This is a genomic window from Enterobacter sp. Acro-832 (assembly GCF_011752745.1).
Taxonomy (GTDB): Bacteria; Pseudomonadota; Gammaproteobacteria; order Enterobacterales; family Enterobacteriaceae; genus Enterobacter; species Enterobacter quasiroggenkampii.
The window spans coordinates 379,506-401,214 of the sequence record NZ_VWWX01000002.1 but is presented as its reverse complement, the minus strand read 5'-3'; the positions used below and the strand labels follow the sequence as shown (position 1 = coordinate 401,214).

Genomic DNA, 21,709 nt, shown 5'->3' with positions numbered 1-21,709 from the left:
AAGCGTCACCAGAACCGCGTAAGCCTTTAGTGCACCAACGCAATCAGTTCCTTGAGCAAATGTTCCGGCTGCTCACCGCTGAGTTCGGCGTCAACCGGCAGATACCACCAGTTATCTTTCGCAAAGGCGCGGCATTTCACCGCATCTTTTTCGGTCATGATCAGCGACTGCCCGGGTGCGGTCAAGGCGTCTACCTGCCCTTCCACCAGCGCCTGATGGTCGGCCAGCGGAACGCGTTTTTCCAGCCGGGCACCACACTGTTCCAGCGTCGCGAAGAAGCGCGGCGGATGACCAATGCCCGCCATCGCTACCAGTGAAGGCAACTCTGAAACCGACCGGCGTTCCCCCGTCACCAGGTTGATTGCCAGACCCGGCTGCAGGTGCATCGGGATTTCACCCGTTTTCGCCTCACCCCCGTTCACGATCACCGCATCAACGGATTTCAGACGCGAAGCGCGTTCGCGCATGGGGCCGGCAGGTAACCACCAGCCGTTACCAAAACGGCGAACGCCGTCGATGACCACAATCTCTTTATCACGCGCCAGGGCGTAATGCTGCAGACCATCGTCAGTGATGATGATTTGTACCGCGTGTTCGGCAAGCAGTGCCTGTACGGCATCGCTGCGCACCGGGGAAACCGCGACCGGTACGCCGGTACGCTGGAAAATCAATACTGGTTCATCACCCGCTTCAGCCGTCGTGGTTTCCGCCGTCAGCAACAGCGGGTAATGCGCCGCTTGACCACCATATCCGCGCGATACCACACCCGGGCGTATACCGCGTTTTTGTAGCTGCTCCACCAGCCAGATCACCACCGGCGTTTTGCCGTTGCCGCCCGCCGTAAGATTTCCGACAACCACAACCGGCACCGGCGCGCGCCAGGCCCGCTTCACCCCGAGACGATAAAGCAGGCGGATGATGCCGCTCACCAGGCCGTAGAGCCATGAGAGCGGCAAAAGCAGCAGCCACAGCGGGGACTCCCCGGACCAGATGCGTGCAATCATTCGCCGAACTGCATCTTATGAAGCTGAGCGTAAACGCCGCGGTGTTCCAGCAGGTCAGCATGGCTTCCACGCTCAACAATGATACCGTCCTCAACCACGACGATTTCATCAGCCTGCTCGATAGTCGACAGACGGTGCGCAATCACCAGCGAGGTACGGTTCTTTTGCAGCTCATCCAGCGCGGACTGAATCGCGCGTTCAGATTCCGTATCCAGCGCAGAGGTCGCTTCGTCCAGGATCAGGATCGGGCTGTCGCGCAGCAGCGCACGGGCAATGGCGATACGCTGACGCTGCCCACCGGAGAGCAGTACGCCGTTCTCACCGATGATGGTATCCAGACCGTTATCCATCTTGTTGATAAAGTCCATCGCGTAAGCCATACGCGCGGCGTTCTCAATCTGCTCGCGGCTGTACTCTTCAGTACGCGCATAGGCAATATTGTTTGCCACGGTATCGTTGAACAGGTGCACGTTCTGAGAGACCAGCGCTACCTGATTACGCAGCGACTGCAGGGTATACTCCCGCAGGTCGTGGCCGTCTAACAGAATTTCACCTTCGTCAATGTCGTAGAAACGGGTGATCAGACTGGCAATGGTCGATTTACCCGAGCCAGAACGGCCTACCAGCGCAACGGTTTTCCCCGCTGGAATGGTCAGGTTGATATTGCGCAGAGCCGGTGTTTCGCGGCCAGGATAGGTAAAGGTCACATTGCGGAACTCAACGTCGCCGTTCGCGCGCTCAATGACGCGTTTACCTTCATCTTTTTCCTGTTCGGAATCCAGAATGCTGAACAGGGTCTGGCAGGCGGCCATCCCACGCTGGAACTGGGCGTTTACGTTCGTCAGTGACTTTAGCGGACGCATCAGGGCAATCATTGAGGAGAAGACCACGGTAATGGTACCCGCCGTCAGCGTCTCCATGACGCTCGGGAAGCTTGCTGCATACAGGACGAACGCCAGTGCCAGCGAAGCAATCAGCTGAATAATCGGGTCAGAGATGGAAGAGGCCGAGACCATTTTCATCCCCTGCAGACGCATTTTGTTGCTGACTTTATCAAAGCGTTTGGTTTCGACGTCCTGACCACCAAAAATCAGCACTTCTTTATGCCCTTTCAGCATCTGCTCTGCGCTGGTGGTCACCTGCCCCATCGTGTTCTGCATATTCTTACTGATATTGCGGAAGCGCTTTGACACGACGCGGATAGCAATGGAAACCACCGGTGCCAGAACGATAAGGATAAGCGACAGCTGCCAGCTGTAGTAGAACATCATCACGAACAGGCCGATGATCGACGCGCCCTCGCGCACAACGGTGATCAGTGCGCTGGAAGAGGAAGAAGCAACCTGCTCGGAGTCGTAGGTAATACGCGACAGCAGCGTCCCGGTTGACTGCTTATCAAAGAACGCAACCGGCATGCCCATCATGTGACTGAACAGTCGACGGCGCATGGTCATCACCACTTTCCCGGATACCCAGGAAATGCAGTAGCTTGAGATATAGCTGGTGATACCGCGTAAGATCATCAGTCCGATAACCACCAGAGGCATCCATAGCAGCACTGAGCGATCCGTTTTACCAAAACCGTCATCCAGTAACGGTTTAAGAAGCGATAGCATAAAAGTATCGCTGGCTGCGTTGAGGATTAACGCTACACCCGCCACGATCAAGCCTGCTTTAAAAGGGGCAATCATCGGCCAGAGTCGGCGGAACGTTTGCCACGTGGAGAGATCTTTGTCGTTATGCATTCAAAAAACCAGCATTGTTGAAATAGCCGCATATTCTACCCGTTATCGACGGGCGCGCCAAACCACTGATGATACCAACGTGGTAAAATTTGCTCTCGCAAGCGCCGGATTTGCCAGTGATGTTGCGAGAATGTCACCGATATTTGTCCTGAGTGAGGGGTATCGTGCCAGATATACCCCTCTTTTCGATAGCGTCGGACAACTTTTGCTGACGGGAAATGCCATGCGTTATAGCGGGCCGCGGAATCCAGGGCAATCTGTCCTCCCACCCGCTGTACCAGCGGCAATGAAGACGAGGTATTGCTGCCATGATGGGGCACCTGTATCAACGTGGACGTCATATAGCGCCAGTAATGGCTAAGCATAGCCTGTTCCGCTTGCGCTTCAATATCTCCTGTTAACAGAACACTTTGCTCCCCGTCGTCCACCTTTACCACGCAGGAACGGTTATTCCCCTGGGCCGGGTAATTTTCAGGGGGCCAGTGTACGGTGAAGGTTAACCCCTGCCATTCCCATTTCTGCCCACGAAAGCAGGGGCGGTGTCCCGTCCTGCGCAACGGGCTTCTTATCCATATATCCGGCCATGCTTTTTGCAACGAAACGAGGCCTCCTGCATGGTCGAGGTGTTCATGACTGAGAATCACCCCGTCTGGCCGTAGGTGATGCCAGCGAAGCCAGGGAATAATTAACCGCTGCGCGCTGTCTCCGTCCGGCCAGGCGAGCCCGGTATCATAAAGAATGGCTTTTCCCTGCCTTTCAATGACCATGGCCAACCCCTGCCCCACGTCCAGCATATGCAGCGTCCAGCTCTCGCTTTTTGCCGCTCGCCAGAGGGGAAATGTCAGTAAGACACTGCCTGCAAGACAAACGGCAGGAACGGTTTTCCAGGCACGAAAACGCCAGGCAATGATGATCAACCACGGCAGTAATGCCATGGTTTGCCAGCGTTGATCGACACTCTGCCAGCCATCAGGCAGGCGCATCAGTAGCCAGAAGAGTCCCGCAAGCGACTTATCGGCAGCAAACCAGATGGCACTTTCAACCGCCGCCAGCGGTAGCAGATGGAGCAGCATACCGAGCAGGATCAGCGGGACGGAGACAAACGTTACCAGGGGCACGGCAAAGAGATTCGCGACCAGGGATGAGAGGCTGAAGCCATGGAAAATCAGAACCTGTAACGGCATGAGCAGAAGCAACATGCCGACCTGCAAATAAATCAGGTTCACTAGCGGCCGTATACGTCGCGTCCACTGCCAGTCAGGAAGCGGCAGCCACTGAAACCAGAAAATCAGCGCGGCGACGGCAAAGGCTGACAAAGCCAGACTCTGCGAAAGTACGGCTAACGGATCGTTTAACAGTATCGCCGCGATACAGCACCCCCATACCTGCCAGGGAGACCATTGACGGCCAGCGATTCGCAACATAGCAAGCACAGCAAGTGCGATGACCGTCCGCAGCGCAGGCGGTTGCAGGCCGGTAAGCCAGGCGTAGAAAGCAGCAAAGATTAACCCGGCAAGGAGAGGCATTTGCCAGTGGACCCGATGGCTGGGTAATAAAAACTGGAGTCCACGTGCAAGTAACCAGACGAGAGAGGCTGCCAGCGCGATATGCAGACCCGAAATCGCCATCAAATGCAGCGTGCCGGTTTCCCGCATCAGATCTTTTATTTCCCGTGGTACATCCAGGCGTTCCCCCATCCCAAGACCCAGGACAACCGCTCCCCATGGATAAGCAGAAAGTCGGTTTTGCAGCGACAGCAGATATTGGGCTCGCAGGCTGCAGCGCCCGTCGACGAGTTCCGCACGGGTTAAGCGCCCGCTCAACGTTTGATGTCGGGCAAAAGCGCTGCGCTGAGCATCATAACCGCCATCGTTTAGTTCGCCGTGTGCAGGCCTGAGCCTGAGCGTCATGGTCCAGCGCTGACCGGCACAGGCTTTCTGCGGCAGATAATTGCCATACAGCGTTACGCCGGTGGAGGCCCACCAGCGCTTGCCATCGACGCTGCGAATGTTTCCCTGATGCAGAGTGGTGCCGTCGGTCGCGGTGAGCTCTACCTCAGCCTGCACGGCCCCCGTTGTTAAATGCTGCATCGGCCAGACGCTCTCTTGCGCGGCCAGAATGCCCCACGCACAAAATAACAGCGTGATACCAGCATACTTCACTCGACGGTTTTGCCATGCAGCAAGCACTATCCCGCCAGCCACCATGGTCCACACAGTGTAAGGTGACGGCAATTCAGGTAACCAGAGTAACGGAACTATCGCCAGCATGGCGCAGACACTAAGCGCGGGAATTCCCATTGCTACCTCCCTGTTTCAGGGTGGCAGTATGCAAGCAGGTTGAGCGGGTCGTCAGGTGTGAAGGATGCGATTTACAGCAAGCGCAGCAAGGTATTTTACGGGTTGCAGAAAACGAAACGGAAAATGCGGGGCACCTTCAGAAAGAAAGCGACAGGTACAAAAAAAGCACCCGCAGGTGCTTTCTTTCGAACCCAGTTTAACCGGCTGGCTAAACTCAGTTGCCGTAAATATTGGCGCGATCGCGCAGTTCTTTACCCGGCTTAAAGTGTGGAACGTACTTACCTTCCAGCTCGACTTTATCGCCAGTTTTCGGGTTACGCCCGGTACGTGGAGCACGATAGTGCAGAGAAAAACTACCGAAACCGCGGATTTCAATGCGCTCGCCCTGGGCAAGAGTGGAGGCCATATGCTCCAGCATCTCTTTTACGGCATCTTCCACTGCTTTGGCAGGGATATGCGGTTGCTGACTGGCAAGTCTTTCAATCAATTCTGACTTGGTCATGATTCCTCCGGTTCCTTTCAAACCAATTAGCTGAACAGCTCATTAAACAAGGGCGGCCGTAGCCGCCCTTTGTTATTGATTACAGGACGAATCCTGTAATCTGTCAAGTTTGCTCCTCATCCTTCGCGCTGTAAATGCATTACAGCGCACATGATGCTGAGAACCTGATATTACTCGCCTTTAGCTGCTTTGAAAGCTTCAGCCATTGCGTTGTTAGAGAAGTTTGCATCTTCCTGTTTGTTAACAGTTGCGATTGCATCTTTCTCATCAGCTTCGTCTTTAGCACGAACAGACAGGCTGATTGCACGGTTCTTACGGTCAACACCGGTGAACTTAGCTTCAACGTCGTCGCCTACGTTCAGAACCAGAGTGGCATCTTCAACGCGGTCACGGGAAGCTTCAGAAGCGCGCAGGTAACCTTCAACGCCGTCAGCCAGTTCTACGGTTGCGCCTTTAGCGTCAACTGCAGTCACTTTACCGTTTACGATTGCGCCTTTCTTGTTCAGTGCAACCCAGTTGTTGAACGGATCTTCTGCGAGCTGTTTAACACCCAGGGAGATACGCTCACGCTCTGCGTCAACCTGCAGAACAACTGCAGCGATTTCGTCGCCTTTTTTGTATTCACGAACTGCTTCTTCGCCTGCAACGTTCCAGGAGATGTCAGACAGGTGAACCAGGCCATCGATGCCGCCGTCCAGGCCGATGAAGATACCGAAGTCAGTGATAGACTTGATTTTACCTTCAACACGGTCACCCTTGTTGTGGGTTTCCGCGAACTGCTGCCATGGGTTGTTTTTGCACTGCTTCAGGCCCAGGGAGATACGACGACGTTCTTCGTCGATATCCAGAACCATCACTTCCACTACATCACCAACGTTAACAACTTTGGATGGGTGGATGTTTTTGTTGGTCCAGTCCATTTCGGAAACGTGCACCAGACCTTCAACGCCTTCTTCGATTTCAACGAAGCAGCCGTAGTCAGTCAGGTTGGTTACGCGACCAGTCAGTTTAGTACCTTCTGGGTAACGCTTAGCGATAGCTACCCATGGATCTTCGCCCAGCTGTTTCAGGCCGAGGGATACACGAGTACGCTCGCGGTCGAACTTCAGCACTTTAACAGTGATTTCGTCGCCCACGTTCACGATTTCGCTTGGGTGCTTAACGCGTTTCCACGCCATGTCGGTGATGTGCAGCAGGCCATCAACGCCGCCCAGGTCAACGAATGCGCCGTAGTCAGTGAGGTTCTTAACGATACCTTTGACTTCCATGCCTTCCTGCAGGTTTTCCAGCAGCTGATCGCGTTCTGCGCTGTTTTCGGATTCGATAACGGCACGACGGGAAACAACAACGTTGTTACGCTTCTGGTCCAGCTTGATTACTTTGAACTCAAGCTCTTTACCTTCCAGGTGCAGGGTGTCACGAACTGGACGAACGTCTACCAGAGAACCTGGCAGGAACGCACGAATACCATTCAGCTCAACAGTGAAGCCACCTTTAACTTTGCCGTTGATAACACCGACCACAGTTTCAGCTTCTTCGTAAGCTTTTTCCAGCGTGATCCATGCTTCGTGACGTTTCGCTTTCTCACGAGAAAGCAGGGTTTCACCGAAGCCGTCTTCTACTGCGTCCAGAGCAACGTCAACTTCGTCGCCAACCTGGATTTCCAGCTCGCCCTGGGCGTTTTTGAACTGCTCTGCCGGAATGGCGGACTCAGATTTCAGACCGGCGTCAACCAGTACTACGTCTTTGTCGATAGCAACAACAACACCGCGAACGATGGAACCCGGGCGGGTTTCGATTTCTTTTAAGGATTCTTCAAACAGTTGAGCAAAAGATTCAGTCATGTTTAATCTTCAGGTTAATATTAACGTCCACCTGGCTCCGTGCCGGATGGGGTTGTTTCACATACCCGCCGTCAATCCCTTGCAGCGGGGGTACTGCTAAATCGGTCGCGATTACGCGAGTGCCAGTTTTTGGCGCGCATATTGTAGCGCTTTTTCAATCACTTGCTCAATAGTTAAACTGGTTGAATCCAGAACTAATGCATCTTCTGCTGGAACAAGTGGGGCGACGGCGCGGTTACGATCGCGGTCATCGCGCTCTTTTATCTCGGATAAAAGGCGATCAAAGTTAACACTAAACCCCTTTTCCTGCAACTGAAGCATGCGGCGTTGAGCACGTTCTTCCGAAGAGGCGTCAAGGAAAATTTTCACAGGTGCATCAGGGAATACCACGGTTCCCATATCGCGTCCGTCTGCGATCAAGCCCGGGGCTTCACGAAACGCGCGCTGACGACGTAACAGCGCCTCACGAACGCGCGGGAAGGCCGCTACCTGAGAGGCCGCATTCGCCACTTCCTGGGTACGAATTTCCCCGCTCACGTCTTCCCCTTCAAGGATGACTTCTAGGTTGCCATTGGTCGATACGAAACGCACATCAAGATGCGCAGCCAGCGGTACCAGCGCTTCTTCTGACGCCACGTCCACATGATGATGCAGCGCAGCCAGAGCCAGCACGCGATAGATTGCTCCCGAATCTAAAAGATGCCATTGCAACGCTTCCGCCATCGCTTTGCACAGAGTCCCTTTCCCTGCGCCACTCGGCCCATCAATGGTGATTACCGGGGCAATTGCCGTCATCTTTTTCTCCTTAAATAAGGCATACCGTTTACATGAACGCCGCGCATTATACGCGTCAACGTGCGCAACTGTTACCTTTGCGTGCAAATTACGGATTGATTGAAGCAGAGTGTAGAAGAAATGAACGGAAGTGTTCGTCAGGAAGCGTAAGGAAATGCCGCATCGGGTGATGCGGCAGGCGTTATCAGGCCAGCGTGCTAATGCGTGCCAGCTGTTCGAAGTAGTCCGGGAACGTTTTCGCCGTACATTTTGGATCAAGAATGGTGACAGGCGTGTCTGACAATGCCACCAGCGAGAAGCACATCGCCATACGGTGATCGTTGTAGGTTCCGATCTCGGCAACCTGCAGTTTTGCAGGAGGCGTGACGCGAATGTAGTCTTCGCCCTCTTCCACCTCAGCGCCGACCTTACGCAGCTCAGTCGCCATCGCGAACAGTCGGTCGGTTTCTTTTACGCGCCAGTTGTAGATATTACGCAGCGTGGTGGTGCCTTTTGCAAACAGCGCCGCTGTGGCAATGGTCATCGCCGCATCCGGAATATGGTTCATGTCCATGTCGATGGCCTTCAGCTCGCCGCGGGTACAGGAGATGAAATCATCGCCCCAGGTCACAACCGCGCCCATTTTCTCCAGCACGTCCGCAAAACGGATATCGCCCTGCACGCTGTTGCGGCCAATACCGGTCACCTTCACGGTACCGCCTTTGATCGCGCCCGCCGCCAGGAAGTAAGAAGCCGACGAGGCGTCGCCTTCAACAAGATAGCTGCCCGGCGACTGGTACTGCTGCGCCCCACGTACCACAAAGCGCTGATAAGACTGGTTTTCCACCTCGACGCCGAAGGTTTTCATCAGGTGCAGCGTGATATCGATATACGGTTTGGAGACCAGCTCGCCTTTAATCGTAATTACCGTATCCTGCGGTGCCAGCGGCGCGGTCATCAGCAGCGCGGTCAGGAACTGGCTGGAAACGCTGCCGTCAACCTCGACGTGACCGCCGGTAAAGCCCCCGCGCAGACGCAGTGGCGGATAATTTTCCTGCTCCAGATACTCAATCTGCGCGCCGCCCTGACGCAGGGCATCCACCAGATGGCCAATCGGACGCTCTTTCATGCGCGGCTCACCGGTCAGCACAATGTTGTTGCGCCCAAGACACAGAGCCGCCGCCAGCGGACGCATCGCGGTACCCGCGTTGCCCAGAAACAGCTCAAGCTCTTCACCCGTCTGCAGCGCGCCGCCGTTGCCGGTCACTTCGCAGCGGGTGCGATCGTCGGAGAGAGTGTAATGAACGCCCAACGCTTTCAGCGCATTGAGCATATGGCGCACGTCATCGCTGTCCAGCAGGTTTGTAAGGACGGTGGTGCCGTTTGCCAGTGCTGCCAGCAGCAGAGCGCGGTTCGAGACACTTTTTGAACCAGGCAGATTAATGGTGCCATCTACCCGCGCGATAGGTTGTAACGTCAGGGATTCCATGAAAACTTAACTCTCAACTCAACATAATAAAAACCCCGCAGCAGGGCTACGGGGGTGAAAACAGCGCAATTAACCGTGGCGACGTTCGAAGTCGATCATGAAATCGGTCAGAGCCTTAACGCCTTCCAGCGGCATCGCGTTATAGATGGAGGCACGCATGCCGCCCACGACACGGTGACCTTTGAGCGCGTGCAGGCCTGCCGCGAAGGACTCTTCCAGGAACACTTTATCCAGGTTGCTGTCCGCCAGCTGGAACGGCACGTTCATGCGGGAACGGTTAGCTTTCGCCACATCGTTGCGGTAGAAATCGCTCTTGTCGATCACGCCATACAGCAGTTCAGCTTTCTGCTGATTCACTTTGTCCATTTGCGCCACGCCGCCGTTTTGCTTCAGCCATTTGAAGACCAGGCCGGAGAGGTACCAGGCAAACGTCGGTGGGGTGTTGAACATAGAATCGTTGTCGTTCAGCACGGTATAATCAAGAATCGACGGGCAGGATGTATGCGCTTTACCCAGCAGGTCTTCACGCACGATAACAATCGTCAGGCCTGCAGGGCCGATATTTTTCTGTGCGCCCGCGTAGATCACGCCATAACGGCTGACGTCAATTGGCGCAGACAGAATGGTGGAGGAGAAGTCAGCGGCAACCACGACATCGCTGCCGAAGTTTGGCGTCTCGTCGATGGCAATGCCGTCAATGGTTTCATTCGGGCAGTAGTGCAAATACGCGGCGTTATCAGAAAGCTGCCACTCGCTCATTGGCTTCACGGCGCGCAGGCCGTCAACGGTCACTTTGGCGTCGATCACATTCGGCGTGCAGTATTTGTGCGCTTCTTTCACCGCACTGGCCGCCCAGTAGCCTGCGTCAACGTAGTCTGCCGTCGTTTTATCGCCCAGGATGTTCAGCGGTACGCCCGCAAACTGGCCGCGCCCGCCGCCGTGACAGAACAATACTTTGTAGTTCGAGGGAATATTCAGCAGATCGCGAAAATCCTTTTCTGCCTCTTCCGCCACCTGAATAAACTCTTTACCCCGGTGGCTGATTTCCATCACCGACGTTCCCAGACCGTTCCAGTCACAAAGTTCCTGTTGAGCCTGTTTAAGCACGTCTGCCGGTAACATTGCCGGACCTGAACTGAAATTAAAGACTTGAGCCATTTCCCCTCACCACGCTAAAAGCCATAAGTTATAACTGTGGATATCGGTTTTATCATTCAGTGACACGCGCCGCAATGTCTAAAACTTATGACCCGTGAAATGTGCCCCACGTCACACAAAACAATCTGCCGCCTCGCCAGGACAAAACCGACAAAATGGCTGTCAGGTGATGCGTTTAGCCCGGCTAACCTTCGTCCATTCCGGATTTGCACAGCGGGGGCATAATTGACGATCCCCCGGCTGCATCGCGACGACATGGCTACATCTCACGCAGGCATACTCGCCTGACTCAGGTACGGTTCTGAAACGCTCGATCAGCATATCCGGCAGGATGCACAGTCCCGGCCTCACCTCATCGTCAGAATAGTAATAGACGCTAATCTGCCCGTTGGTTTCCATGATCGCCAGACGCACCTGCCCGAGCTGTTCCACGCTGTTGAGGCGTAGCTCCATAAAGAACTCAAACTCGGTCATATTGGCGCTCTGAACGTTTTCCCAGGCCAACTGACCGTCCTCGACGATAACGACCGGCTTCCCTTCAAGCAGATCTTCCAGCTTTTCACTTTTCGACATCAGCCACATGACAAGCCGGTAAAGCAGCGCCAGGGAGACAAAAACGATGAAGACCGGCACCATCGGCACATCATCATAGAAGGCGACATCCCCCGCCGCGGAACCCAGCGTCAGGATAATCAATACTTCAAAGAGCGACATCTGCCTTACGCCACGGCGGCCCGTGATTTTGAGAAACAGGAACACGAGGACGAAGGTATACAGGCTGCGAAGCGCGACTTCGCCTAAAAACTCTGGAGGGACTTTATCAAACGCCATCCGCTGGAGATCAAACGCTTTCATTTTTCTATGCCTTAACAGTAGGTTACTGAGTGTAAGCATAGCTCAGGCATTTATTTTCGCCGAAGATAGCACCCGTCACGCAAAACCCGTATCATTGCGCGCTTTACGTACGATAAAAGTGAACGCCATGACTCAAACGTTTATCCCCGGCAAAGACGCCGCTCTGGAAGATTCCATCGCTCGCTTCCAGCAGAAACTGACCGACCTGGGTTTTAACATCGAAGAAGCCTCCTGGCTCAATCCGGTGCCTCATGTCTGGTCCGTGCATATTCGCGATAAAGACTGTGCCCTGTGCTTTACCAACGGTAAAGGCGCGACGAAAAAAGCGGCACTGGCCTCCGCGCTGGGTGAGTATTTTGAGCGTCTGTCCACCAACTATTTCTTCGCTGACTTCTGGCTGGGCGAAACCATCGCCAACGGCCCGTTCGTTCACTATCCGAACGAAAAATGGTTCCCACTGACGGAAGACGACGAACTGCCGGAAGGTATTCTCGACGCGCGTCTGCGCGCTTTCTACGATCCGGAAAACGAACTGACCGCCAGCATGCTGATCGATCTGCAGTCCGGAAACGACGATCGCGGTATTTGCGCCCTGCCCTTTACCCGTCAGTCTGACGAGCAGACCGTCTATATCCCGATGAACATCGTCGGCAACCTGTATGTGTCTAACGGCATGTCCGCCGGTAACACCCGCAATGAAGCGCGCGTGCAGGGTCTGTCTGAAGTCTTCGAGCGTCACATCAAAAACCGCATTATTGCCGAATCCATCAGCCTGCCTGAAATTCCGGCAGACGTGCTGGCGCGCTACCCGGGCGTGGTGGAATCCATCGCCAAACTGGAAGCAGAAGGTTTCCCAATCTTCGCGTATGACGGCTCGCTGGGCGGCAAGTATCCGGTGATCTGCGTCGTGCTGTTTAACCCGACCAACGGTACCTGCTTCGCCTCCTTCGGCGCGCACCCGGACTTCGGCGTGGCGCTGGAGCGTACCGTCACTGAGCTGCTGCAGGGCCGTAGCCTGAAAGATCTCGACGTGTTTACGCCGCCAACGTTTGACGATGAAGAAGTGGCCGAGCATACCAACCTCGAAACCCACTTCATCGATTCCAGCGGCTTAATTTCCTGGGATATGTTCAAGCAGGACGCGGACTATCCGTTCGTGGACTGGAGCTTCGCCGGTACCACGGAAGAAGAGTTCGCCACGCTGATGGCGATCTTCAACACGGAAGACCAGGAAGTGTACATTGCCGATTACGAGCACCTGGGCGTTTACGCGTGCCGCATCATCGTGCCTGGCATGTCTGATATCTATCCAGCGGAAGACCTGTGGCTGGCAAACAACAGCATGGGCGCCCATCTGCGCGAAACGCTGCTGGCTCTGCCGGGCAGTGAATGGGAGAAAGAAGATTACCTGAACCTGATCGCCCAACTGGACGAAGAAGGCCACGATGACTTCACCCGCGTACGCGAACTCCTGGGTCTGGCGACCGGTAAAGATAACGGCTGGTATACCCTGCGTATCGGTGAACTGAAAGCAATGCTGGCTCTGGCGGGTGGCGATCTGGATCAGGCCCTGGCCTGGACCGAGTGGACCATGGAGTTCAACCAGTCGGTCTTCTCTGCCGAGCGCACCAATTATTACCGTTGCCTGCAAACCCTGCTGCTGCTTGCACAGGAAGAGGATCGCGAACCGCTGCAATACCTGAATGCTTTCGTGCGTATGTACGGCGCTGAGGCCGTTGAAGCAGCCAGCGCGGCCCTGAGCGGCGAAGCGCCGTTCTATGGCCTGCAGACTGTTGATAGCGATCTTAAAGCCTTCCCGGCGCATCAGTCACTGCTGAAGGCCTACGAAAAGCTGCAGAAAGCAAAAGCCGCTTACTGGTCAAAATAAGCGCACATAACATTACCAGCAGTAGGCGTATTCAATCGTCTGGGCTATATTACGGGGCAATTTCATTGCCCCGTTTTTTATTTTATTCGGCAATGATTGTTGATTGTAATAATAAAGTTAAACACGGGTAAATATAATAATATTGATCTGGGCTTTACTGTTACTTTTTATGGTTAATACTCCATATTAATTAACTGATAAAGAGGTGGCTGAACGAAAAAATTCAACTCTTTTCATAACTTTTAAAATTTATTTTTATACGGATAATCAAATACTTACTCCGCATTTGCTGTAAAACCATACACACTGCGGGCCTATAAGCCAGGCGAGATATGATCTATATCAATTTCTCTTCTATAATGCTTTGTTAGTATCTCGTCGCCGACTTAATAAAGAGAGAGTTAGTGTGAAAGCTGACAACCCTTTTGATCTTTTACTCCCTGCTGCGATGGCCAAAGTTGCCGAAGAAGCAGGTGTCTATAAAGCAACGAAACACCCGATGAAGACGTTCTATCTGGCGATCACGGCTGGTGTGTTCATCTCTATCGCTTTCGTCTTCTACATCACCGCCACCACCGGTACTGCCGGAATGCCTTTCGGCATGGCCAAACTGATTGGCGGCATTTGTTTCTCACTGGGTCTGATTCTTTGCGTCATTTGCGGCGCCGACCTCTTCACCTCAACGGTGCTGATTGTCGTGGCAAAGGCCAGCGGAAGAATTACCTGGGGTCAGCTGGCACGTAACTGGCTTAATGTTTACGTGGGTAACCTGGTTGGCTGTCTGCTCTTTGTTTTGTTGATGTGGCTTTCTGGCGAGTACATGACCGCCAACGGTGGCTGGGGCCTTAACGTCCTGCAAACCGCCGACCACAAAATGCACCACACATTTATCGAAGCCGTTGCTCTCGGCATCCTCGCTAACCTGATGGTCTGCCTGGCTGTATGGATGAGCTACTCGGGTCGTAGCCTGATGGACAAAGCCTTAATTATGGTTCTGCCGGTTGCGATGTTCGTTGCCAGCGGCTTTGAGCACAGTATCGCGAATATGTTCATGATCCCAATGGGCATTGTTATCCGCGACTTTGCGAGCCCGGAGTTCTGGACCGCAGTTGGTTCATCCCCGGAAAGTTTCTCTCACCTGACTATTATGAATTTCATTACTGATAACCTGATCCCTGTCACTATCGGGAACATTATCGGTGGGGGTCTGTTAGTTGGGTTGACATACTGGGTCATTTACCTGCGTGGCGACGATCATCATTGATGGTTTTCTCAGGCAGTAAATAAAAAATCCACTTAAGAAGGTAGGTGTTACATGTCCGAGCTTAATGAAAAGTTAGCCACAGCCTGGGAAGGTTTTGCGAAAGGTGACTGGCAGAATGAAGTAAACGTACGTGACTTCATTCAGAAAAACTATACCCCGTATGAAGGTGACGAATCCTTCCTGGCTGGCGCAACTGACGCGACCACCAAGCTGTGGGACAGCGTAATGGAAGGCGTTAAACTGGAAAACCGCACTCACGCGCCAGTTGATTTTGACACCTCCGTTGCTTCCACCATCACTTCTCACGATGCTGGCTATATCAACAAAGCCCTTGAGAAAATCGTTGGTCTGCAGACTGAAGCACCACTGAAACGCGCAATCATCCCGTTCGGTGGTATTAAAATGGTTGAAGGTTCCTGCAAAGCGTATAACCGCGAGCTGGACCCAATGCTGAAAAAAATCTTCACCGAATACCGCAAAACCCACAACCAGGGCGTATTCGATGTTTACACCAAAGACATTCTGAACTGCCGTAAATCTGGCGTTCTGACTGGTCTGCCAGATGCGTATGGCCGTGGCCGTATCATCGGTGACTACCGTCGCGTTGCGCTGTACGGTATCGACTTCCTGATGAAAGACAAGTACGCGCAGTTTGTTTCCCTGCAGTCCGATCTGGAAAACGGCGTAAACCTGGAAGCGACTATCCGTCTGCGTGAAGAGATCGCTGAACAGCACCGCGCGCTGGGTCAGATCAAAGAGATGGCGGCTAAATACGGCTGCGATATCTCTGGTCCGGCTACCAACGCTCAGGAAGCTATCCAGTGGACCTACTTCGGCTACCTGGCCGCAGTTAAGTCTCAGAACGGTGCAGCGATGTCCTTCGGTCGCGTATCCACCTTCCTGGATGCTTACATCGAACGTGACCTGAAAGCAGGCAAAATCACCGAGCAAGACGCTCAGGAAATGATTGACCACCTGGTCATGAAACTGCGTATGGTTCGCTTCCTGCGTACGCCTGAATACGATGAGCTGTTCTCCGGTGACCCAATCTGGGCAACTGAATCCATCGGCGGTATGGGCATTGACGGCCGTACTCTGGTGACCAAAAACAGCTTCCGCTTCCTGAACACCCTGTACACCATGGGTCCTTCTCCGGAGCCGAACATCACCGTTCTGTGGTCTGAAAAACTGCCTCTGAACTTCAAGAAATTCGCCGCTAAAGTGTCCATCGACACCTCTTCTCTGCAGTACGAGAACGATGACCTGATGCGTCCGGACTTCAACAACGACGATTACGCTATCGCTTGCTGCGTAAGCCCAATGGTTGTTGGTAAACAAATGCAGTTCTTCGGTGCGCGTGCAAACCTGGCGAAAACCATGCTGTACGCTATCAACGGCGGCGTTGATGAAAAACTGAAAATGCAGGTTGGTCCTAAGTCTGAGCCGATCAAAGGCGACGTTCTGAACTTCGACGAAGTGATGGACCGCATGGATCACTTCATGGACTGGCTGGCGAAACAGTACGTCACTGCGCTGAACGTTATCCACTACATGCACGACAAGTACAGCTACGAAGCTTCTCTGATGGCGCTGCACGACCGTGACGTTATCCGCACAATGGCGTGTGGTATCGCAGGTCTGTCCGTTGCTGCTGACTCCCTGTCTGCAATCAAATATGCGAAAGTTAAACCAATTCGTGACGAAGACGGTCTGGCTATCGACTTCGAAATCGAAGGCGAATATCCGCAGTTTGGTAACAACGATTCTCGCGTTGATGACATGGCGGTTGACCTGGTAGAACGTTTCATGAAGAAAATTCAGAAACTGACTACCTACCGTAACGCTATCCCGACTCAGTCTGTTCTGACCATCACCTCTAACGTTGTGTATGGTAAGAAAACCGGTAACACCCCAGACGGTCGTCGTGCTGGCGCGCCATTCGGCCCAGGTGCAAACCCAATGCACGGTCGTGACCAGAAAGGTGCGGTTGCCTCTCTGACTTCCGTTGCTAAACTGCCGTTTGCTTACGCGAAAGATGGTATCTCTTACACCTTCTCTATCGTGCCAAACGCGCTGGGTAAAGACGACGAAGTGCGTAAAACTAACCTCGCGGGTCTGATGGATGGTTACTTCCACCACGAAGCGTCCATCGAAGGTGGTCAGCACCTGAACGTGAACGTCATGAACCGTGAAATGCTGCTCGACGCGATGGAACATCCTGAGAAATATCCTCAGTTGACCATCCGCGTATCTGGCTACGCAGTACGTTTTAACTCCCTGACTAAAGAACAGCAGCAGGACGTTATCACCCGTACTTTCACTCAGTCCATGTAAGTGGAATTGACTGAAATCACGCGTTAACAAGCGTACAATAAAGGCTCCACGTCAGTGGGGCCTTTTTAGCACCCTCTCCACCTCAGTCTCTTTTGTCCGCTATCTATACTGAATGGATAACAGCCAAAACAGACTTAACACAGCCGGCTTTGAGCTGTGCATACACAGGCCCGGGACGGGCCGATGATGGAGATATCACCGCAATGTCAACTATTGGTCGTATTCACTCCTTTGAATCCTGTGGCACCGTCGATGGCCCGGGTATCCGCTTTATCACCTTTTTCCAGGGCTGCCTGATGCGCTGCCTGTACTGCCATAACCGCGACACCTGGGACACGCACGGCGGTAAAGAAGTCACCGTCAACGATCTGATGAAAGAGGTGGTGACCTATCGCCACTTTATGAACGCCTCCGGTGGCGGTGTGACCGCATCCGGCGGTGAAGCCATTCTTCAGGCTGAATTTGTCCGCGACTGGTTCCGCGCCTGCCACAAAGAAGGCATTCATACCTGCCTGGATACCAATGGCTTTGTACGTCGCTACGATCCGGTGATTGATGAACTGCTCGAAGTGACCGATCTGGTGATGCTCGATCTCAAACAGATGAACGATGAGATCCACCAGAACCTGGTGGGCGTCTCTAACCACCGCACGCTGGAGTTTGCCAAATACATTGCCGATAAAGGTATCAAAACCTGGATCCGCTACGTGGTGGTACCAGGCTGGTCAGATGACGACGACTCCGCGCACCGCCTGGGGGAATTCACCCGCGACATGGGCAACGTCGAGAAAATCGAGCTTCTGCCCTATCACGAACTGGGTAAACATAAATGGGTGGCCATGGGTGAAGAGTACAAGCTCGATGGCGTGAAGCCGCCGAAAAAAGAGACGATGGAACGCGTCAAAGGTATTCTTGAACAGTACGGTCACAAGGTGATGTATTAAAGAAAAGGCCCGGTAAAAACCGGGCCTTTTTATATTCTATTTAAAGACGCCGTTAATAACGGACGTCACAATGGCAGTACTCAGCGCAATTAAGACCAGGTCGTCACCCACTACGCGCCATTCATAGCCGGGATAGGAAGGAAGCTGGTCCAGCATTGAGGCCGGCACGGCCTTCTTCGCAATACCCGGAGGCAGTGGTTTACCGCGCGCCAGGTTTTTTGCGATCCCCGGAGGCAGAGACTTATAGCCCGTTAAGCCGTAATTCACGGCCAGATGGCGGGCATGATCGAAGCTCACGCGAGCATCAACGTCATTACCGACATCTTTGCTGTTTTTAACGCCCTTATCCGATTTACCAGGGTTATCCTGACCGTTATTTTGTTTATTACCATGGTTACCGGCGTTACCAGAATTCCCGTTACCATGATTGCCGCTGTTACCCTGTCCGCCTCCGTTTCCGTGACCATTGCCATTCCCGTTGCCAGGATTAGCCATGACCGGAGCCGTTGCGAACGTTAAAGACAACACTACGGCCAGTGCGGTAGTGGAAAAACGACGTATAGACATGGTTGCTGCCTTATTGTGGTAGGACTCACCTGAATTATCGTCCGGCGCAATAAACAAACAATAAGTAAAACTCTGAGTTGTGATGGGGACAAAAAAGCCTGTCATCGACAGGCTTTTAATTCATCAGGCATGTGCCACAGGCGTTGGATGTTCGCCGGCTTTACGCAGCAGCATTAACAGATAAATAAACGACACGCTGGCGATCATGATAAACAGTAAATTGTCGGAGTAATTCTGCATCAGCATCGCGGTAAACGTCGGCCCTAACAGGCTGCCGATGGTATAGCTCAGTAACAGCGCCTGGTTCATTGCCACCAGCTGGTGATGCTCAACTTTCTCACAGGCCCAGGCCATCGCGACGGGATAGAGCGTAAAGCCAGCAGCCCCGAGAATGAACAGCGCAGGCGCCATCGCGGCGTTGCTGAGCATAGCAAGACAGCCCATGATCACCACGAAGACCTGAACGCGCAGCACCAGCAGACGGCCAAAGCGGTCCGCCAGGCGGCCAATTGGCCATTGTCCAACAATACCCGCACTCACCATCACCGCCATCCAGAAACCAATCCCGGAGTCGCTGACGCCCTGATGGTTCAGATAGAGCGGCATCAGGCCATAGAGCGAGCCCAGTACAATCCCCGAGATAATGCAGCCGTTAACGCCCAGACGCGCCTGACTCAGTCTCAGCATTGGCCAGACGTGGGTTGCTTCCTGGTGTTCGCTGTTCTGGTTCACAATGCGCGTAAAGAGCAGCGGCAGGATCGCGGCCAGCACCATACCGGTCACCCACGGCAGAACGCTCATCAGGTCGGTTGGCAGCTTGCTCACCATCAGTTGTCCCAGCACGGTGCCGACATAGTAAACCATCATGTAGGCAGCCAGCAGGCGTCCGCGGTTGCGGGAGGTGCCGCTGCACATCAGCGCACTTTCAACGACCACCCAAATCATCGCGCAGCCGACACCGGCGATAAAGCGCCATGCCATCCAGCTCCAGAAGCCGACTATCAGGCCCAGCCCCGCACATCCGGCGGCGAAAATCAGCGAGGCCAGATAATAGCTGCGGTTAAAGCCAAAGCGCTTGATCAGGCTCCCGGTCACCAGCGTACCCAGCAGGTTCCCGGTAAAAAAGGATGAGCTGACCATACCTACCTGCCAGGTTGGTAAGTTTTCATGGGCGAGCCACAGCGGGACGAGCGTATTTAACACTGCGATCGCCAGGGTCAACAGAAGCAGGCCACAGAGCAACAGCAGCACTGGCCGGGTATAGGTGGTCATGGATTAAAAAGCCGTGAGGAAGTTCAGATTTCGTGCGCATCATGCCACTGGCAAAAACAAAGTCAATCCACTGATTTAGCCGCCTCGCACAATATGTTCCCTGTCGATTTAAAAAACTTATCCTGCTAATGCCACGCCTGCTATAGATATTAATTATGTCTCTGTTTTCATTTATTAATGGGCAAAATTAAAACAAAACGACAGTCGAAAAATTTCATGATCGAAAAAAGAAAAAGCCGGGCACTCAGGCCCGGCTTGATATAACCAAATACAACATTAACTGGCGATAGCCATACCTACAGTCATATGCAACCCGTAGAACACGCCGCGACCAATCAGTTCACCCGCCAGTACCAGCACAAAAGCCAGTGACAACAGCGGCAGCGCAGGCTGATAGCCTTTGAGCTGAGGAGCAATCCAGAATACCAGCGCAGCGACCAGCAGGACGATACGCCAGGCCATCAGCGCACCGTAGTCCGGCACCAGGGCAGAGGCCTGCTGGACAGAGCTGTGAATGGTTGCCAGTTCAGAACCCTGCATCAGGGCGACCATCGCACTCACTACCAGCGCCAGAAGCGAAACAGCGGGCAGCAAACGCATAGCCCATCCGTCGACACCCGCCACGCGCAGCAGCAGGTAGCCCAGCAGCGGCCCGCCGATAAACATCGTCAGGAAGAAGCTCATTGGCGTCCAGACGCTGTACCAGGTGGGGACGGTATCAATGGTGTTATATACACGCACCATCATCCACACGAACACCACGCCCAGCACCATGGTCAGGATCAGCCACAGGCTGCGCAGACCCGCAGGCAACTTCTTCATAGCGGCCAGCAGCCAGCCTAGCCCACCGACGGCAAAGAAAATTGCGCCACTGGCAATCTCGTTACTCAGTGATGAGGCCCCCACGCGGTTCAGAGAGTTAAACGCGCGCATCGGCGAGCCCAGGTGCAGCGTTGAGGCGATAAAGCCAATCCCCATTAGCACCCACAGGCCAAACATGCTCAACACTAAACGCTGCTGCTGTTCAGCATTGAGCTGACCTTTCAACAACGCCAGCGCGAGAACAATGAAGCCGCCCGCCACGCACTGACCAAAGACCGTGAAGATCATCAGCGGCCATTCATGCCATCCACTTCCCATCTCACACCTCCTTCGGGTTTGCCAGGTAGCCGGTGGTGTCACCTGTAGGACGGCTGTTGGCGTTAGGTTTAATCACAATACTTGGCTTCGTGAAGTGCGCAGACGGCAGCGGTGCCACGGCGGCGAGCTGACCGTGTTTCTGACGCAGCTCTTCAATCGGGCCGAAGTCCAGCGCGCGCAGCGGACAGGACTCGACGCAAATCGGCTTTTTGCCATCCGCTACGCGGGTATGGCAACCATCGCATTTGGTCATGTGACCTTTAGCGGCATTGTACTGCGGTGCGCCGTACGGACAGGCCATATGGCAGTAGCGACAGCCTATGCAGACATCTTCATCCACCACCACAAAACCGTCTTCGCGCTTGTGCATCGCTCCGCTCGGACAAACCTTCGTGCAGGCAGGATCTTCACAGTGGTTACAGGCAATCGACAGGTAATACGCAAAGACGTTCTGATGCCAGACGCCGTTATCTTCCTGCCAGTCGCCCCCGGCGTATTCGTAGATGCGACGGAAGCTCACGTCCGGCGTCAGGTCTTTGTAATCTTTACAGGCCAGCTCGCAGGTTTTGCACCCGGTACAACGGCTGGAATCAATAAAAAATCCATACTGAGTTGTCATCGGTTACTCC

General features: G+C 53.8%; 17 protein-coding genes. 4 read left to right on the top strand and 13 right to left on the bottom strand.

The features are described 5' to 3' along the window. Positions 1-26: 26 nt before the first annotated feature. From lpxK to F3J31_RS08275, 9 genes are all read right to left on the bottom strand, one after another. Entirely contained in the window at positions 27-1,004 is a 978-nt protein-coding gene (gene lpxK, locus F3J31_RS08315) for a tetraacyldisaccharide 4'-kinase (protein WP_111966982.1), read from the bottom strand. Continuing rightward, the gene (gene msbA, locus F3J31_RS08310; RefSeq protein ID WP_045908385.1) at positions 1,001-2,749 is read right to left on the bottom strand and encodes a lipid A ABC transporter ATP-binding protein/permease MsbA; all 1,749 of its coding nucleotides are present in this window, start codon (positions 2,747-2,749) and stop codon (positions 1,001-1,003) included. The genes lpxK and msbA overlap by 4 nt, the downstream gene beginning before the upstream one ends. A 35-nt stretch (positions 2,750-2,784) precedes the next feature. Next, the gene (locus tag F3J31_RS08305; RefSeq protein ID WP_167212457.1) at positions 2,785-5,049 is read right to left on the bottom strand and encodes a ComEC family protein; all 2,265 of its coding nucleotides are present in this window, start codon (positions 5,047-5,049) and stop codon (positions 2,785-2,787) included. A gap of 214 nt (positions 5,050-5,263) precedes the next feature. Beyond that, on the bottom strand, positions 5,264-5,551 hold the full coding sequence (gene ihfB, locus F3J31_RS08300; protein ID WP_008499965.1) for an integration host factor subunit beta: 288 nt from the start codon (positions 5,549-5,551) through the stop codon (positions 5,264-5,266). A gap of 170 nt (positions 5,552-5,721) precedes the next feature. Continuing rightward, positions 5,722-7,395 (bottom strand): 30S ribosomal protein S1, encoded by a 1,674-nt coding sequence (rpsA, locus tag F3J31_RS08295; RefSeq protein ID WP_008499966.1) that lies wholly within the window; start codon positions 7,393-7,395, stop codon positions 5,722-5,724. Between the two features lie 111 nt (positions 7,396-7,506). Further along, positions 7,507-8,190 carry a (d)CMP kinase gene (cmk, locus tag F3J31_RS08290; RefSeq protein ID WP_008499967.1) on the bottom strand — a complete coding sequence of 228 codons (684 nt, stop codon included), beginning with the start codon at positions 8,188-8,190 and terminating at the stop codon, positions 7,507-7,509. A gap of 184 nt (positions 8,191-8,374) precedes the next feature. After that, the gene (aroA, locus tag F3J31_RS08285; protein WP_045908387.1) at positions 8,375-9,658 is read right to left on the bottom strand and encodes a 3-phosphoshikimate 1-carboxyvinyltransferase; all 1,284 of its coding nucleotides are present in this window, start codon (positions 9,656-9,658) and stop codon (positions 8,375-8,377) included. Between the two features lie 69 nt (positions 9,659-9,727). After that, on the bottom strand, positions 9,728-10,816 hold the full coding sequence (serC, locus tag F3J31_RS08280; protein WP_045908388.1) for a 3-phosphoserine/phosphohydroxythreonine transaminase: 1,089 nt from the start codon (positions 10,814-10,816) through the stop codon (positions 9,728-9,730). A 162-nt stretch (positions 10,817-10,978) separates the two neighbouring features. After that, complete coding sequence (locus tag F3J31_RS08275) at positions 10,979-11,671, bottom strand: DUF421 domain-containing protein (RefSeq protein WP_045908389.1); 693 nt, start codon at positions 11,669-11,671, stop codon at positions 10,979-10,981. 127 nt (positions 11,672-11,798) lie between these two features. Here F3J31_RS08275 and ycaO point away from each other — a divergent pair, with 127 nt between their 5' ends. The 4 genes from ycaO to pflA all read left to right on the top strand — a co-directional run bounded on the left by ycaO (position 11,799) and on the right by pflA (position 18,101). Continuing rightward, positions 11,799-13,559 (top strand): 30S ribosomal protein S12 methylthiotransferase accessory factor YcaO, encoded by a 1,761-nt coding sequence (ycaO, locus tag F3J31_RS08270; RefSeq protein ID WP_167212454.1) that lies wholly within the window; start codon positions 11,799-11,801, stop codon positions 13,557-13,559. Positions 13,560-13,965: 406 nt separating this feature from the next. Next, complete coding sequence (gene focA, locus F3J31_RS08265) at positions 13,966-14,823, top strand: formate transporter FocA (RefSeq protein WP_008499974.1); 858 nt, start codon at positions 13,966-13,968, stop codon at positions 14,821-14,823. A gap of 51 nt (positions 14,824-14,874) precedes the next feature. After that, complete coding sequence (pflB, locus tag F3J31_RS08260; RefSeq protein ID WP_167212451.1) at positions 14,875-17,157, top strand: formate C-acetyltransferase; 2,283 nt, start codon at positions 14,875-14,877, stop codon at positions 17,155-17,157. Between the two features lie 203 nt (positions 17,158-17,360). Next, positions 17,361-18,101 carry a pyruvate formate lyase 1-activating protein gene (pflA, locus tag F3J31_RS08255; RefSeq protein WP_167212448.1) on the top strand — a complete coding sequence of 247 codons (741 nt, stop codon included), beginning with the start codon at positions 17,361-17,363 and terminating at the stop codon, positions 18,099-18,101. A 36-nt stretch (positions 18,102-18,137) separates the two neighbouring features. Here the strand turns inward: pflA and F3J31_RS08250 are convergent, their stop codons facing one another. The 4 genes from F3J31_RS08250 to F3J31_RS08235 form a co-directional block, all read right to left on the bottom strand. After that, the gene (locus tag F3J31_RS08250; protein WP_024907800.1) at positions 18,138-18,668 is read right to left on the bottom strand and encodes an anti-virulence regulator CigR family protein; all 531 of its coding nucleotides are present in this window, start codon (positions 18,666-18,668) and stop codon (positions 18,138-18,140) included. Positions 18,669-18,791: 123 nt separating this feature from the next. Beyond that, entirely contained in the window at positions 18,792-19,940 is a 1,149-nt protein-coding gene (locus tag F3J31_RS08245) for an MFS transporter (protein ID WP_167212445.1), read from the bottom strand. A gap of 276 nt (positions 19,941-20,216) precedes the next feature. After that, on the bottom strand, positions 20,217-21,080 hold the full coding sequence (locus F3J31_RS08240; protein ID WP_048222304.1) for a dimethyl sulfoxide reductase anchor subunit family protein: 864 nt from the start codon (positions 21,078-21,080) through the stop codon (positions 20,217-20,219). A 1-nt stretch (position 21,081) separates the two neighbouring features. Next, the gene (locus tag F3J31_RS08235; RefSeq protein ID WP_021240882.1) at positions 21,082-21,699 is read right to left on the bottom strand and encodes a DMSO/selenate family reductase complex B subunit; all 618 of its coding nucleotides are present in this window, start codon (positions 21,697-21,699) and stop codon (positions 21,082-21,084) included. Positions 21,700-21,709: the final 10 nt, after the last annotated feature.

Excerpts from the sequence above, each read along its gene's own strand:
- F3J31_RS08240 (WP_048222304.1), bottom strand. The coding sequence starts at position 21,080 with ATGGGAAGTGGATGGCATGAATGGCCGCTGATGATCTTCACGGTCTTT.
- rpsA (WP_008499966.1), bottom strand. The coding sequence starts at position 7,395 with ATGACTGAATCTTTTGCTCAACTGTTTGAAGAATCCTTAAAAGAAATC.
- F3J31_RS08250 (WP_024907800.1), bottom strand. The coding sequence starts at position 18,668 with ATGTCTATACGTCGTTTTTCCACTACCGCACTGGCCGTAGTGTTGTCT.
- F3J31_RS08305 (WP_167212457.1), bottom strand. The coding sequence starts at position 5,049 with ATGGGAATTCCCGCGCTTAGTGTCTGCGCCATGCTGGCGATAGTTCCG.
- pflA (WP_167212448.1), top strand. The coding sequence starts at position 17,361 with ATGTCAACTATTGGTCGTATTCACTCCTTTGAATCCTGTGGCACCGTC.
- F3J31_RS08245 (WP_167212445.1), bottom strand. The coding sequence starts at position 19,940 with ATGACCACCTATACCCGGCCAGTGCTGCTGTTGCTCTGTGGCCTGCTT.
- lpxK (WP_111966982.1), bottom strand. The coding sequence starts at position 1,004 with ATGATTGCACGCATCTGGTCCGGGGAGTCCCCGCTGTGGCTGCTGCTT.
- ihfB (WP_008499965.1), bottom strand. The coding sequence starts at position 5,551 with ATGACCAAGTCAGAATTGATTGAAAGACTTGCCAGTCAGCAACCGCAT.
- F3J31_RS08235 (WP_021240882.1), bottom strand. The coding sequence starts at position 21,699 with ATGACAACTCAGTATGGATTTTTTATTGATTCCAGCCGTTGTACCGGG.
- cmk (WP_008499967.1), bottom strand. The coding sequence starts at position 8,190 with ATGACGGCAATTGCCCCGGTAATCACCATTGATGGGCCGAGTGGCGCA.
- aroA (WP_045908387.1), bottom strand. The coding sequence starts at position 9,658 with ATGGAATCCCTGACGTTACAACCTATCGCGCGGGTAGATGGCACCATT.
- F3J31_RS08275 (WP_045908389.1), bottom strand. The coding sequence starts at position 11,671 with ATGAAAGCGTTTGATCTCCAGCGGATGGCGTTTGATAAAGTCCCTCCA.
- msbA (WP_045908385.1), bottom strand. The coding sequence starts at position 2,749 with ATGCATAACGACAAAGATCTCTCCACGTGGCAAACGTTCCGCCGACTC.
- ycaO (WP_167212454.1), top strand. The coding sequence starts at position 11,799 with ATGACTCAAACGTTTATCCCCGGCAAAGACGCCGCTCTGGAAGATTCC.
- pflB (WP_167212451.1), top strand. The coding sequence starts at position 14,875 with ATGTCCGAGCTTAATGAAAAGTTAGCCACAGCCTGGGAAGGTTTTGCG.
- serC (WP_045908388.1), bottom strand. The coding sequence starts at position 10,816 with ATGGCTCAAGTCTTTAATTTCAGTTCAGGTCCGGCAATGTTACCGGCA.